Source organism: Microbacterium sp. CH-015 (assembly GCF_049707015.1).
In the GTDB taxonomy this organism is placed as follows: domain Bacteria; phylum Actinomycetota; class Actinomycetes; order Actinomycetales; family Microbacteriaceae; genus Microbacterium; species Microbacterium aurum.
Genome location: NZ_JBNAFJ010000005.1, coordinates 80,309 through 93,493 on the forward strand (window position 1 = coordinate 80,309; position 13,185 = coordinate 93,493).

Consider the following 13,185-nt stretch of genomic DNA (forward strand, 5'->3'; position numbering starts at 1 on the left):
GCGTAGGCTCGACGCGTGATGCCCGACAACGACGCCGCCGTCGCGCGGTTCCGCGAGCTGCTGCAGCTCCCGACCGTGTCGCACGCCGACGAGACCGAGATCGAGTGGGAGCCGTTCGACGCGTTCGTCGCAGCGCTGCCACGCCTGTACCCGCGGACGCACGAGCGCCTCGAGCGCGAGATCGTCGACGGGCACTCGCTCCTGTACCGGTGGCCGGGCGCCGCCGCATCCGACCCCCTCGTGCTCATGGCGCACTACGACGTCGTGCCGGTGGTCGAGGAAGAGTGGGACCGGCTGCCGTTCGCGGCGGAGATCGTGGGCGACGGGGTGGATGCCGCGATCCACGCGCGGGGAGCGATCGACGACAAGGGCTCGCTCGTGGCGATCCTCGAAGCCGTCGAGCAGCTCGCCGGGTCGGACTTCCGCCCCATCCGCGATGTGTATCTCTCGTTCGGGCACAACGAGGAGACGGCCGGCGGCGGGGCGCGCGCCGTGGTGGACCTGCTGCGGGAGCGCGGCGTGCGCCCCGGACTCGTCATCGACGAGGGCGGCGCGGTCGTCGAGGGTGTCGTCCCGGGCGTCACGGTGCCGACGGCGATGGTCGGGGTCGCCGAGCGCGGTGTCATGACGGCGCTGCTGACGGCGCGCGAAGGCGGCGGCCACGCGTCCACGCCGCCCGCGTTCCCCGCGACGGCGCGGCTCGCGCGCGCGATCGGGCGACTGCACCGGCATCCGTTCCCGGTGCGCATCGCGCCGCCCGTGCGCGCCCTGTTCGCGACCCTCGCGCCGCACGCCCCGCAGCCGCTGCGGTGGGTGTTCGGCAACCTTGCGCTGACCGGTCCGCTGCTCGCACGGGTGTTCCCGCGGCTCGGGCCCGAGATGAACGCCCTCGTCCGCACGACCGCGGTGGCGACGGAGCTCTCCGGCGCGCCGGGCGAGAACGTGCTCGCCACGACGGCGCGCGCCGCGGTCAACATCCGTCTGCTGACGGGCGACACTGTGGCATCCGCCACCGACTACGTGCGCCGCGTGATCGCCGACCCGGAGGTCGAGGTCGAGGTGCGTCACGGCTCCGACCCGTCACCCGTCTCGCCGTGGCGTGGGGAGCCGTGGCGGCGCGTCGCCGGCGCGGTCGCCTCGGCGCTGAGTGATTCGAGCTCGGGTGAGAACATCGTGACGACGCCGTACATCCAGCTCGGCGCGAGTGACAGCCGCTGGTTCACGGCGATCAGCGCGCACGTCTACCGCTTCACCCCGTTCCACCTCACCCGCGCCGAGCGCGACGCGCTGCACTCGCACAACGAGCGCATCCGGGTGCAGGTGTGGCTGCGGGGGATCGGCTTCTACCGCGACCTCATCGCCGCCAGCTGAGAGCCTTTCGCCGCTGGCGGGGCGCGAGGTCAGGGGACGAGCACGACCTTGCCGTCGGCGCCGGCCTCCACGAGGCGGTGCGCCTCGGCGGCGTCGGCCAGCGGCAGCTGCTCGGCGAGCTCGACGCTGAAGCGGCCCGCGGCGAGGAGGGCGACCGTGACCGGGATGGCCTCGGCGCGCCACGCCTGCTCCTGGTCGGTCAGCGGCACCGGGTTGCCGCCGCTGAAGGCACGGATGCCGAGGCCCGCGGCATCCTTGCCCCGCACCAGTGTGGCGATGCGGCTCTTGTCGGCGACGAGTTCGATCGACTGCGCGAGCGCCTCGTCGGTTCCGGCGAGGTCGATCGCGACGGTGACGCCCTGCGGGGCGAGCTCGCGCACCCGCGCCACGACGCCCTCGCCGTAGGGCAGGGGCGTTGCGCCCAGTGCGCGCACCCGGTCGGCGCGACGGTCGCTGGTCGTCGCGAGCACCGTCGCCCCGAAGAGCACCGCGTACTGGATCGCGGCCTGGCCGACCGCGCCCGAACCGCCGTGGATGAGGACCGTGTCGCCGGCGCCGACGGCGAGCGAACGCAGCGTCTGGTACGCCGTGCCGACGGGGATGCCGAGGGCAGCGCCCTCGGAGGCGGAGACCTGCGGCGGCCGCGGCACGAGATTCTCCGCCCGCACCACGATGTCGGAGGCGTACGCTCCGCTCGCGCCGAACACGACGACCGGCTGGCCGACACGGTAGCCCTCGACGCCGTCGCCGACGGCGGTGACGATGCCCGCGGCATCCGACCCGACACGGCGCGGTTCGGTGATCGGCGCCGACACGCGCAGCCCCGCGCGCAGCTTGTAGTCGATGGGGTTCACGCCGGCCGCCTCGACGCGGACGGCGACCTCGCCGGCGGCCGGAGCGGGCACGGCGATCTCGGTGGCGGTGAGGACCTCGGGTCCTCCGAACTCGGTGTACACGATGGCGGTGCTCATATCGGGTGCAACCGCGGCCGTGGCGGAACCTATTCCTTGCCGGCGAGCGCCTTCGTCACGCGCTGCAGCGACACCTGCTCTGCCGTGCCCAGCTGCTGGGCGAACAGGCTCACCCGGTACTCCTCGAGCAGCCACCGCGCGCGGGCGAGGTGCGCCGCGGCATCCGGCGCGAGCGGCAGCGTGCCCCCGGCCTCGGCGTAGAGCGTCGCCGCGCGCTCGAACTCGGTCATCCGCTGACGGTCGCGGCCGGGATTGTCGGCGAGACGCTGCACCCGCTCCAGGGCGCCCTGCAGGTACCGGGGGAGGTGCGCCAGCCGCGCGAGGCCCGTGCGGGAGATGAACCCGCCGAAGACGAGACCCGCCAGCTGCGCCTTGACGTCGCCGAGGGCGGCGAGCAGCGTCATCGAGTTCTGCGCCTTGATCGCCCGCTCGACGTCGCGCTGCAGCGTGAGGATGCGGGCGGTCAGCGACACCGCCTGGAACAGCTCGTCGACGACCGCGGCCGAGAAGGCATCGCGGGCGGCGGCGAACTGCTCCGGAGTGCGGACGCCGCCCGGCGCCGTCCGCGCGAGGACCGCGTCGGCGACGGCGATGCGGGCGTCTTCGATGAGCGCCTTCGCCGACGGGTACGGCGATGCCGCGAGCGAGAGCTTCTCGGCGGCGGTGAGGTGATCCAGGACGTACGCGCTGGGCGAGGGCACCGCGAGCAGCAGCAGACGGCGCACCCCCGCGTGGGTCAGCCGGGCGGCGCGCTCGGGCGTTGCCTCGATCCGCAGGGCCACGCTCTCCTTCTCGTCCACCAGGGCCGGGTAGCCGCGCACGACGCCGCCGGCGACCTTCGTGTCGACGACCTCGGGGAGCGTGCCGATGTCCCACGTGAGAAGGCCGGTCCGTTCGACGACGGATGCCGCGGGCACGCCTCCCGGTGCCGCCCCCGCCCCGGCATCCCGCGCGATGGCGCCGCCGGCCGGCCCGGGACCGGACCGTGCCGAGGCGCCGGGACGGGCGAGCGTGCGGGCGACCTGCTCGCGCGCACGGCCGGCGAGACGGGACTGCAAGTCGGCGAGGTCGCGGGAGGTGCCGACGGTGCGGCCGCGGTGGTCGACGGCGCGGAAGGTCATGCCGAGGTGCGCCGGGACGCGGTCGAGGTCGAAGTCCGCCGGCGTGACCGGCTGGTTCGCGACCCGCTGGATGCGCTGGGCCAGAGCGGCCCGCAGCGACTGGGCGGGGAGGCCGTCGTGGTGCTCGGGGCCGTCGCCGGCGATCTCCTCACCGAGCTTCGCGGCCCAGTCCGCCGCCGGCACGACATGACGGCGGATCGCTTTGGGGAGCGCCTTCAGCAGCGCGGTGACGAGCTCGGCGCGCAGGCCCGGCACCTGCCAGTCGAAGCCGTCGGGCCGCAGGCCCGCCAGCAGCGGCAGCGGGACGACGACGCTGACGCCGTCCTCGGGGCTGCCGGGCTCGAAGCGGTAGGCGAGCGAGAGCACCTGGTCGCCCTGCGTCCACCGGCCCGGGAAGTCCCGCTCGTCCGAGCGCGCGGCGTCATCGAGCAGGTCGGCCTCGGTCAGATCGAGCAGATGCGGGGTGCGGGTCGACGCCTCGCGCCACCACGTCTCGAACGACCGCACGTCGAAGACGTCCTGCGGGATGCGCGCGTCGTAGAACGCGAACACCGCTTCGTCGCCGACGAGGATGTCGCGGCGACGCTCCCGCTCCTCGACCTTCTCGAGCCGCCGGCGCAGCTCCAGGTTCCGCCGCTCGAACGCCGTCAGCTTCTTGTCCAGGTGCGCGACGCTCCACTCGCCCTCGACGAGGGCGTGCCGCAGGAACAGCTCGCGGGCCTGCTCGCGGTCGATGCGCGCCAGCTGCACGCGCCGGCGCGGGATGATCTCCACTCCGAACAGGGTGACCTTCTCGGCCGCCACGGCGGCACCGGCATCCTTCGACCAGTGCGGGTCGCTGAGCTGCCGGTGCGCCAGATCGCCGGCGAGCTCCTCGGCCCACGCCGGGTCGATGACGGCGACGGTGCGCGCGTACAACCGCGAGGTCTCCACGAGCTCGGCTGCCATCACGGCGTCGGGCGAGGCCTTGCGCAGGGCGGAGCCGGGGAAGATCGAGAACTTCGCGCCGCGCGCGCCGCGGTACTCGGCGATCGGCTTCTTGCGCTTGTCGGGCACCGTCCGGGAGACCGAGCGGGTGTCGAGGATCCCGATGTGCGAGAGGAGCCCGGCCAGGATCGCGCGGTGCACGAGCGCCGGATCGGCGGCGCCCTCGGGCGCGCCTGTCGACGGGCCGGTGAGCTGACGGAGCTGACGGTGCACGTCGAACCACTCGCGCACCCGCACGTAGTTGAGGTACTCGGCGCGGCACATGCGGCGGAACGCGCTCGAGCCGAGCTCGCGCTGCTGATCCTGCAGGTGATTCCAGAGATTCAGGATGCTGAGGAAGTCGCTCGTCGGGTCGGCGAACCGGGCGTGCAGCCGGTCGGCCTGCTCGCGTGCGGCACCGTCGTCGGCCGAGGGGCGCTCGCGGACGTCCTGGATCGACAGACCCGCGACGATCGCGAGCACGTCGCGAGTGACGCCGAGCCGACGGGCCTCGATGAGCATGCGCGCGAAGCGCGGGTCGATCGGCAGCCGCGCGATCTCGCGGCCGAGCTTGGTGAGCCGCCGCGAGGCGGTGACGGCCCGCAGCTCGGTGAGCAGCTCGAACGCCGCCTTGACGCCCCGGCTGTCGGGCATGGTGAGGAACGGGAACTCCTCGATGTCTCCGAAGCCGAGCGCGAGCATCTGCAGGATCACCGATGCGAGCGAGGTCCGCAGGATCTCGGGCTCGGTGTACTCCGGGCGGGCGAGGAAATCCTCCTCGCCGTACAGCCGGATCGCGATGCCGTCGGAGGTGCGGCCGGCGCGGCCGGAGCGCTGCTGCGCCGACGCCTGCGAGATGGCCTCGATCGGCAGGCGCTGCACCTTCGAGCGCACGCTGTAGCGCGAGATGCGCGCCGTCCCTGCATCGACGACGTAGCGGATGCCGGGCACGGTGAGGCTCGTCTCGGCGACGTTCGTGGCGAGGATCACCCGGCGGCGGACGCCCGCAATGCGCGAGGGCTCGAAGACGCGGTGCTGCTCGGCTGCGGACAGGCGGCCGTACAGCGGGAGGACCTCGGTCGGCCGGGCATCCTTCGCGTACATGCCGCGCACGGCATCCGCCGCGTCGCGGATCTCGGCCTCGCCGGGGAGGAAGACGAGCACATCGCCGTCGGGTTCGCGGTCGAGCTCGCGGAGGGCCGCGAGGAGCGTGTCGACGTCGTCCGGGTCCTCGTCAGGACTGCGGTAGCGGATCTCGACGGGATACGTGCGCCCCGACACCTCGACGATGGGGGCGGGGTCGCCGCCGGGCGCGGCGAAGTGCCGGGCGAAGCTCTCCGGGTCGATCGTCGCCGACGTGATGATGACCTTGAGGTCGGGGCGCTCCGGCAGGATGCGGGCGAGGTAGCCGAGCAGGAAGTCGATGTTCAGCGACCGCTCGTGCGCTTCGTCGACGATGATCGTGTCGTAGCGGCGCAGCAGCCGGTCGCGGTGGATCTCGTTCAGCAGGATGCCGTCGGTGACGAGCGCGATCTTCGTGTCGGCCGAGACCTGATCGGTGAAGCGCACCTTGTAGCCGACGGCGCCGCCGAGCGGCACCTGCAGTTCCTCGGCGATGCGCTCCGCGATCGTGCGGGCGGCGATGCGGCGCGGCTGCGTGTGCGCGATCCGGGTGCGGCCGAGCTCGAGGCAGATCTTCGGCAGCTGCGTCGTCTTGCCCGACCCGGTGGCGCCCGCGACGATCACCACCTGGTGCCCGTCGATCGCGCGCCCGATCTCGTCCCGCGCGGCGCTGACGGGCAGCTCCGGGGGATAGGAGATGACGGGATCGGGAGAAGGCATAGCCCTCCATCCTACGAGCGGGCGGTGCCGTCGCGGTACGACCGGGCGACGGCGCTCCGGGCGTGCGTACCCTGGAGGCATGACGATTCCCACGCTCACCCTCAACGACGGCCACACGATCCCCCAGCTCGGCTTCGGCGTGTTCAAGGTCGACCCCGCCGAGACCGAGCGGATCGTCGCCGACGCGCTCGAGGCCGGCTACCGGCACATCGACACCGCCGCGATCTACGGCAACGAGGAGGGGGTGGGGCGCGCGCTCGCCGCGAGCGGCATCCCGCGTGACGAGCTGTTCATCACGACGAAGCTGTGGAACGACCGGCAGGGCGAGAACGAGCCGCTCGCGGCGATCGACGAGAGCCTGGAGAAGCTGGGCCTCGAGGCAGTCGACCTCTACCTCGTGCACTGGCCGGCGCCGGCGCGGGGCACGTACATCAACGCGTGGGAGAAGCTCGTGCAGATCCGGGATGCCGGAAAGGCCCGCTCGATCGGCGTCTCCAACCACCTTCCGCGACACCTCGACGAGATCATCGCCGCGACCGGCGTGACGCCCGCCGTCGACCAGATCGAGCTGCACCCCGCCTACCAGCAGCGCGACGTCACGCAGTATGCCGCCGACCACGGCATCCTGATCGAGGCCTGGGGTCCGCTCGGCCAGGGCAAGTACCCGCTGTTCGAGGAGCAGCCCGTCGCGGCGGCCGCCGCCGCGCACGGCAAGACGCCGGCGCAGGTCGTGCTGCGGTGGCACCTGCAGCAGGGCTACATTGTGTTCCCGAAGTCGACGAGCTCCGCGCGCATCCGCGAGAACCTCGACGTGTTCGACTTCGAGCTCACCGCCGACGAGCAGGCCGCGATCACCGCTCTCGAGCGCGGCGGCCGGGTGTCGGCGCACCCCGACGACGTGAACTGACGGGCGGCGTGACGGTCGGCGGCGACGCGGCCTGCGATCTCTACACCCAGCCCTGCATCCAATTGTGCAGGCGGTAGAAGTCGTACGGCACCTGGGTCGCCGACCACAGCGGGTACCAGAACAGCGACAGCACGACGGCGACCCCGAGGAAGACGAGGGCGACCCGCTGACCGGCCGTCCGCCGGTCCACGCTCGCATGGACAGGACCGGCGATCTCACGCAGCGCGAAGGTCAGCGCGAGCAGCAGGAACGGCCAGATCACGATCGTGTAGAACTGGAACACCGTCCGCTCGGGGTACGCCAGCCACGGCAGCCACGTCGCGGCGATGCCCACGAGCACGACGGCGTGCCGCCAGTCGCGGCTCACGACGAACCGGTAGACGAGGTACCCGGCCGCGGCCACCGACGCGTACCACAGCAGCGGGTTCGGCATGCTGTAGAGGATCTGCAGGCAGCCGTTCTGCCCGACGCAGCCGCCCTGACCGTCCGGCGTCGCCTGGGCGTACATCGATGTGGGACGCCACAGCAGCGGCCACTGCCACGCCGGGCTCTGATAGCTGTGCGGCGAGGTCATCCCCGTCATCGAGTTGTAGATCGTGACGTGATAGCGCCACAGGCTCTGCAGGGCCAGCGGCACCCACGAGAAGACACCCGTCGCGGGGTTCGCGTCGGCGGCGTGGCGGTCGTAGCCGCCGTCGCTGAGGAGCCATCCCGTCCACGAGCCGAGGTAGACGACGAACGCGACCGGCACGAGCAGGATGAAGGACACGAGGCCCTGACGCACGGCATCCATCGGCCAGAACACCACCCCGAGGCGCCGCCGCTCCAGCGCGTCGGTGACGACGAGGTAGAGGCCGATCGCCGCGAGCACCCAGACGCCGGACCACTTGACGGCCGAGGCCGCGCCCGCCGCCGCGCCGGCCGCGATCACCCATGGCCGGTTCCACAGCACGGCGCCCCACGCCGGCGGCTCGTCGCCGCGCATGCGCGCGACGGTCGCAGCCGCCAGCCGATCGAGGTGCCGGCGCCGGTCGAGGATGACGAACCAGAAAGCCAGCAGGATGAAGAACGCCAGGAACACATCCAGGAGCGAGACCCGGCTCATAACGATGCCGAGACCGTCGATCGCGAGCATGCCCGAGGCGACGGCGGCGAACACCGTCGAGTTCGTCAGCGCCTTGGCGACGAGGTACAGCAGCAGCACGAGCGCGGTGCCGAACAGGGCGGTCATGATCCGCCAGCCGAACGAGCTGTCGGGGCCGAACAGCCACATGCCGACGCCGATGAGGTACTTGCCGAGCGGCGGGTGGACGACGAAGCTCGGGGCGGTGGTGAAGATGTCGGTCTCACCCGCCGCGAAGCGAGCGTCGGCGCCGTCGGGCCAGGTCGCCGCGTAGCCGAGGTTCCACTGGCTCCAGGCATCCTTCACGTAGTACGTCTCGTCGAAGACGAGCGCGTGCGGGTGACCGAGGTTCCACAGACGCAGGATGCCGGCGACGACCGTGATGAGAAGGGGCGCGAGCCAGCCGTACAGGCGCTGCAGTCGCGGCTCTGCGGCGACCCGCTCGCGCCACCGGTCGTAGGACGACGGGCGCTGGGTCGGCAGCAGCGGCTCGGCGGTCATCGTCACGGCGACAAGCCTATGCTGGGGCGGTGATCATCCTCGCCGCGACGCCGATCGGAAACCTCGGCGACGCCTCGCCGCGACTGGTCGCGGCGCTCGAGGAGGCGGCCACGATCGCCGCGGAGGACACCCGCACGGCGCAGCGGCTGCTGCAGGCGCTCGGCGTCGCGAACCGGCCGCGCCTGGTCGCGCTGCACGACCACAACGAGCGGCAGCGGTCGGCCGACCTCGTCGAACGCGCCCGCGACGAAGATCTGCTCGTCCTCTCCGACGCCGGCATGCCGACCGTGAGCGATCCCGGGTACGCGCTCGTCGCCGCGGCGGCGGCCGCCGGGGTCACCGTGACGGCGATCCCGGGACCGAGCGCTGTCGTCACGGCGCTCGCGGTCGCCGGGCTGCCGACCGACCGGTTCACGTTCGAGGGGTTCCTGCCGCGCAAGAGCGGCGACCGGCGCCGCGCGCTGGAACAGCTGGCGAGCGAGCCGCGCACGATGGTGTTCTTCGAGGCGCCCTCGCGCCTGGCGGAGACCCTGACCGCCATGGCTGCGGCGTTCGGCGCCGACCGTTCCGCCGCCGTCTGCCGGGAGTTGACGAAGCTGCATGAAGAGGTCGTGCGCGGCGGTCTCGCCGAGCTCGCCGCCTGGGCCTCGGGCGGGGTGCGCGGCGAGATCGTCGTCGTCGTGGGCGGTGCGCCCGCGCGTCAGGTCAGCGCCGACGACGCCGTCGCCCAGGTGCAGCAGCTCGTCGGCGACGGCATCCGCTTGAAGGATGCCGCCGCCGAGGTCGCCGCAGCGACGGGGCTGAGCGCGCGCGATCTGTACCAGGCGGTGCTCGCCGCGCGCTGAGCGGTTACCGGGCGGGCCCGCCGAGCTGGGCGAAGGCCTCCGGGGTCGCCTCCGTCTCCGCCGCGCGCGACGGCGGCGCCGTCACACCGGGCAGCGCCCAGGCCGCGAACGCGGTGCCCGCGGCCCGGACGCGCACGTCGCCGGCATCCGTCACGGTCACCGTCGCATCGCCGTACAGCGCCGTCGCCGCCTCGGCGCCCGGCAGCAGCACCGCCGGGATCGTGGCGTCGGCCGCGCCGCGCGTCGCGAGCACCAGCACGCTCTCCTCGGCGCTCTCGCGGACGAACACCGCCGCCGCGTCGTCGACGTACAGCCACCGCAGGCCCCCCGTCGCCAGCACCGGGTGCTCACGGCGCAGCCGCAGCATGTCGCGGTACAGCGCGAGACGCGCGGCGTACGCCGGCTCGGCGGCACGGTCCCACGGCATCGGCGCGCGACTCATCTCGCCGTCGACGGCGTCCAGGCCGAACTCGTCCCCGGCGTAGACGACGGGCAGTCCCGGCAGGCTCACCGACAGGCCCAGAGCGACCGGCACGGCGCCGTCCGCGGCGTACGTCGCGAACCGCGCCGTGTCGTGCGTGTCGAGTGCCGACATCGTTCCCAGCTGCACGCGCCACGGGATCTGGCTCGTGAACCGCTGCAGCTGTGCGACGAACTGCCGGGCGGTGTACCGCGGCATCCCGGTGGGGATGCCGAAGAACCACATGTCGTCCGTCTCCTCGCCGTCCCAGCCGTAGTGCGGAATGCGGCGCGCCTCGCCCAGCCACGCCCACACCCCGCGCGTGAACGCCGGGTAGGTCATGCCGCCGTGCCAGGCGTCGCCCTGCAGGTCGGTCGCGGCGTCGTTGGTCGACTCCGCCACGAGCAGTGTGTCGGGAGCGACATCGATCATCGTCCGCCGCAGCGCCTGACGCACCTCGGCGTTGAGGTCCTCCGCGCCGAGCCTCCCGGTCATGTTCGCGACGTCGATGCGCCAGCCGTCGATCGAGTACGGCGGCTTCAGCCACCGTGCGACGACCGAGTCGGGCCCGTCGATGAAACGGCGGCGCAGCTCGTCGGAGTTCCAGTTGAACTTCGGCAGTGTCGGCGCATCGAGCCACGTCTCGTACGTCGTGTTGTCGTCGTCGGAGAAGTAGTAGAACGCGCTCTCCGGCGCATCCGGATTGCCGTGGGCGGTGCGGAACCACTCGTGGGCGATGCCCGAGTGATTCGTCGTGAGATCGCCGATGACGCGGATGCCGCGGGCGTGCGCCGCCTCGATCATCCGGCGGTACGCGTCGTCGCCGCCGAGGACGGGATCGATCCGGTCGAAGCTCGACGCGTCGTAGCGGTGGTTGGACTCCGCCGGGAAGACCGGCGTGTGGTACAGCACGGTGACACCCAGGTCGACGAGATGGTCGAGCTTCTCGACGACGCCGTCGAGGTCGCCGCCATAGAACTGCCGCCCGCGCCCGGGGTGCACCGGGTCGAGCGGTTCGTCCCATGCGGCGGGGAGCGCCCACGCCGGCGCGGGGCGCTCGTCGGCCGCCGCCGACCGGGCGAAGCGGTCGGGGAAGATCTGGTACATGATGGCGTCGGCGAGCCACGACGGCGGCGGGTTGCCCGCGACGAGGGCGAAGTCCTGCCCGTCGAGGGCATCGATGTCGCTGAGGCCGCCCTGGTTCAGCACTTCGACGCGGCCGTCGGCGTGGACCAGGTGGAATCGGTAGCCGTGCCGGGGGTTGGCGACGGTGATGCGGGCGGTCCACCATTCCCAGCCGTCGGCGGCGCCGTCACGGACCGCGTCGACCCACGCCGGCTCGTGATCGGGATTGGAGCGCACGAGCACGCGGATGACCGGACCGTACCCGTCGGGAATGCGGATGCGGACATCGACCTCGTCGCCGAGGACCGGCGCGGGATGCGACACGTACAGCGGGGAGCCGTCGTGGTGGGGACGCAGGGCAGGGGTTGTCATGATGACCTCCAGGAGACGCCGACACCGACGTCGGCACGGATGCGACGTGGTTGCACAGCGGGAGCCATGACAGAGCCCTTGAGTTGTGCCTCGATCCTATGACAGACGCGCACCGATGTGGAGAGCGATCGCGCCCTCCGCGGGGACGTCTGCGGTGACCGTTCCGCCGCTCACCGTGACGGTCGTGCCGCCGCACGCGCCGGCCGAGATCCCGCCGCCGGCGCCGCCGGAGATCACGTCGCAGTACCGGCCGTCGGGCAGTCCGACCGGGACGGTGGCCGCGGCATCCGCCTCGGAGGGGTTCACCAGCAGCAGCGCGCGCCCGTCGCGTTCGAAGCCGTAGACGTCGCCGTCGCCGACACCGGGCAGCCGCGGCGCGTCGGCCGCGACCCGGCGCAGCTCCAGCAGCCCCGCGATCGCGGTCCACGCTTCGGTGCAGACGCCCTCGCCATCGGCGTACTGCACCTTCGGGCCGGTGACGCCGGCGCAGTCCCAGCCGATGACCCGGCCGTCGGCGTCCTGCGGGGCGCCCGCGTCACGGTCGCTGAAGGCGTAGCCCGAGTAGACCACCGGCGTGCCGTAGTCGTCGGCGAGCATGAGCGCGTTCGCGATGAGATAGCGTCCGCCGTCGCGGTAGGTGACGGATGCCTCGCCGCGCTCGGTGTCGTGGTTGTCGACGAACACGACGGCATCCGCGCTCGGCACGTGCAGCGGCCGCGCGGAGGCCGGCCCGACACCGAGCGCGGGGTCGGTGATGACGCCCGCCTTCAGCCCGGGCCCGAGGTCCCGCGCGTACTGGAACTCGAACACCTTCCCGGCGCCGGTGTACTCCTCGGGCTGCACGGGCTCCGACCCCGAACCGCGGATGACCTCGCTCATGATGACGGTGTCCTCCGGCAGCAGGTCGACGATCGCCTGCACGTCGCCGGCGGCCATGTGCTTGGCGGCGTCGATGCGGAAACCGGCCACACCGAGGTCCCGCAGATGCCGGAGGGAGCGGGCGATCGTCTCGCGCACGGTAGCCGACCCGGTGTCGAGGTCGGCGAGGTTCGACAGCTCGCACGTCTGCACCTGCTCGCGCGAGCTGTAGTCGGCGATGTCGTCATCCGCGGTCAGGCCGCAGTGGTGGAAGTCGCCCTCGTCGTACAGGCCCGGGTAGTCATAGTGGGTGAACGCCGTCCCGGCGACGCCCGTGCCGGCGTCGATGCCCGCCATGTGGTTGACGACGGCATCCGCGATCACTGCGACACCCACGGCGGCGCACCGCGACACCATGTCGGCGAATTCCGCCTCGGTGCCGAGCTTCGAGTCCACCCGGTACGAGACCGGCTGGTAGCTGGTCCACCAGTGCGCGCCCGCGATGTGCTCCTGCGGGGGCGAGGTGAGCACCCATGCGAAGCCCGCCGGGCCGATCGTGCTCTCGCAGTCCTCGGCGATCGATGTCCACGGCCGCTGGAAGAGCTGCACACCCACGTCCGCCGGCTTCTCTCGCTCCTCGGCGACGGGCGCCGAGCACGCGGCGAGGCCGGATGCCGCGAGCACGGCGATCATCGCCGCCGCGGCGGCGCGGCGCCCCGGCAT

At 72.6% G+C, this 13,185-nt stretch carries 8 protein-coding genes; 3 read left to right on the plus strand and 5 right to left on the minus strand.

Annotated features, from left to right (window positions below; all coding sequences use genetic code 11):
- Window positions 1-18: 18 nt before the first annotated feature.
- Window positions 19-1,371, plus strand: a complete 1,353-nt coding sequence (locus ACPYN4_RS09460; protein ID WP_424446222.1) for a M20/M25/M40 family metallo-hydrolase — start codon at window positions 19-21, stop codon at window positions 1,369-1,371.
- 29 nt (window positions 1,372-1,400) lie between these two features.
- On the opposite strand, the gene ACPYN4_RS09465 is transcribed toward ACPYN4_RS09460, so the two are convergent.
- Both ACPYN4_RS09465 and hrpA read right to left on the minus strand, forming a co-directional pair.
- Window positions 1,401-2,342, minus strand: a complete 942-nt coding sequence (locus ACPYN4_RS09465) for a quinone oxidoreductase family protein (protein WP_239279618.1) — start codon at window positions 2,340-2,342, stop codon at window positions 1,401-1,403.
- Window positions 2,343-2,371: 29 nt separating this feature from the next.
- Entirely contained in the window at window positions 2,372-6,271 is a 3,900-nt protein-coding gene (gene hrpA / locus ACPYN4_RS09470) for an ATP-dependent RNA helicase HrpA (RefSeq protein ID WP_424446223.1), read from the minus strand.
- Window positions 6,272-6,350: 79 nt separating this feature from the next.
- Between hrpA and ACPYN4_RS09475 the strand changes: the two genes are divergently transcribed.
- Entirely contained in the window at window positions 6,351-7,178 is an 828-nt protein-coding gene (locus ACPYN4_RS09475) for an aldo/keto reductase (RefSeq protein WP_287270553.1), read from the plus strand.
- A 40-nt stretch (window positions 7,179-7,218) separates the two neighbouring features.
- Here ACPYN4_RS09475 and ACPYN4_RS09480 read toward each other — a convergent pair whose 3' ends face one another.
- The gene (locus ACPYN4_RS09480; RefSeq protein WP_424446224.1) at window positions 7,219-8,808 is read right to left on the minus strand and encodes a dolichyl-phosphate-mannose--protein mannosyltransferase; all 1,590 of its coding nucleotides are present in this window, start codon (window positions 8,806-8,808) and stop codon (window positions 7,219-7,221) included.
- 23 nt (window positions 8,809-8,831) lie between these two features.
- Between ACPYN4_RS09480 and rsmI the strand changes: the two genes are divergently transcribed.
- Window positions 8,832-9,647, plus strand: coding sequence for a 16S rRNA (cytidine(1402)-2'-O)-methyltransferase (gene rsmI / locus ACPYN4_RS09485; protein WP_424446225.1), 816 nt, complete (start codon window positions 8,832-8,834; stop codon window positions 9,645-9,647).
- A 4-nt stretch (window positions 9,648-9,651) separates the two neighbouring features.
- On the opposite strand, the gene ACPYN4_RS09490 is transcribed toward rsmI, so the two are convergent.
- Both ACPYN4_RS09490 and ACPYN4_RS09495 read right to left on the minus strand, forming a co-directional pair.
- Entirely contained in the window at window positions 9,652-11,604 is a 1,953-nt protein-coding gene (locus ACPYN4_RS09490; RefSeq protein ID WP_424446226.1) for a glycoside hydrolase family 13 protein, read from the minus strand.
- Window positions 11,605-11,700: 96 nt separating this feature from the next.
- Window positions 11,701-13,185: an alpha-amylase gene (locus ACPYN4_RS09495; protein ID WP_424446227.1), complete on the minus strand. Its 1,485-nt coding sequence runs from the start codon at window positions 13,183-13,185 to the stop codon at window positions 11,701-11,703.

What these genes read in the sequence shown, in the direction of transcription:
- ACPYN4_RS09460 (WP_424446222.1), top strand. Translation starts at nt 19, where the DNA reads ATGCCCGACAACGACGCCGCCGTCGCGCGGTTCCGCGAGCTGCTGCAG.
- ACPYN4_RS09465 (WP_239279618.1), bottom strand. Translation starts at nt 2,342, where the DNA reads ATGAGCACCGCCATCGTGTACACCGAGTTCGGAGGACCCGAGGTCCTC.
- hrpA (WP_424446223.1), bottom strand. Translation starts at nt 6,271, where the DNA reads ATGCCTTCTCCCGATCCCGTCATCTCCTATCCCCCGGAGCTGCCCGTC.
- ACPYN4_RS09475 (WP_287270553.1), top strand. Translation starts at nt 6,351, where the DNA reads ATGACGATTCCCACGCTCACCCTCAACGACGGCCACACGATCCCCCAG.
- ACPYN4_RS09490 (WP_424446226.1), bottom strand. Translation starts at nt 11,604, where the DNA reads ATGACAACCCCTGCCCTGCGTCCCCACCACGACGGCTCCCCGCTGTAC.
- ACPYN4_RS09495 (WP_424446227.1), bottom strand. Translation starts at nt 13,185, where the DNA reads ATGCCGGGGCGCCGCGCCGCCGCGGCGGCGATGATCGCCGTGCTCGCG.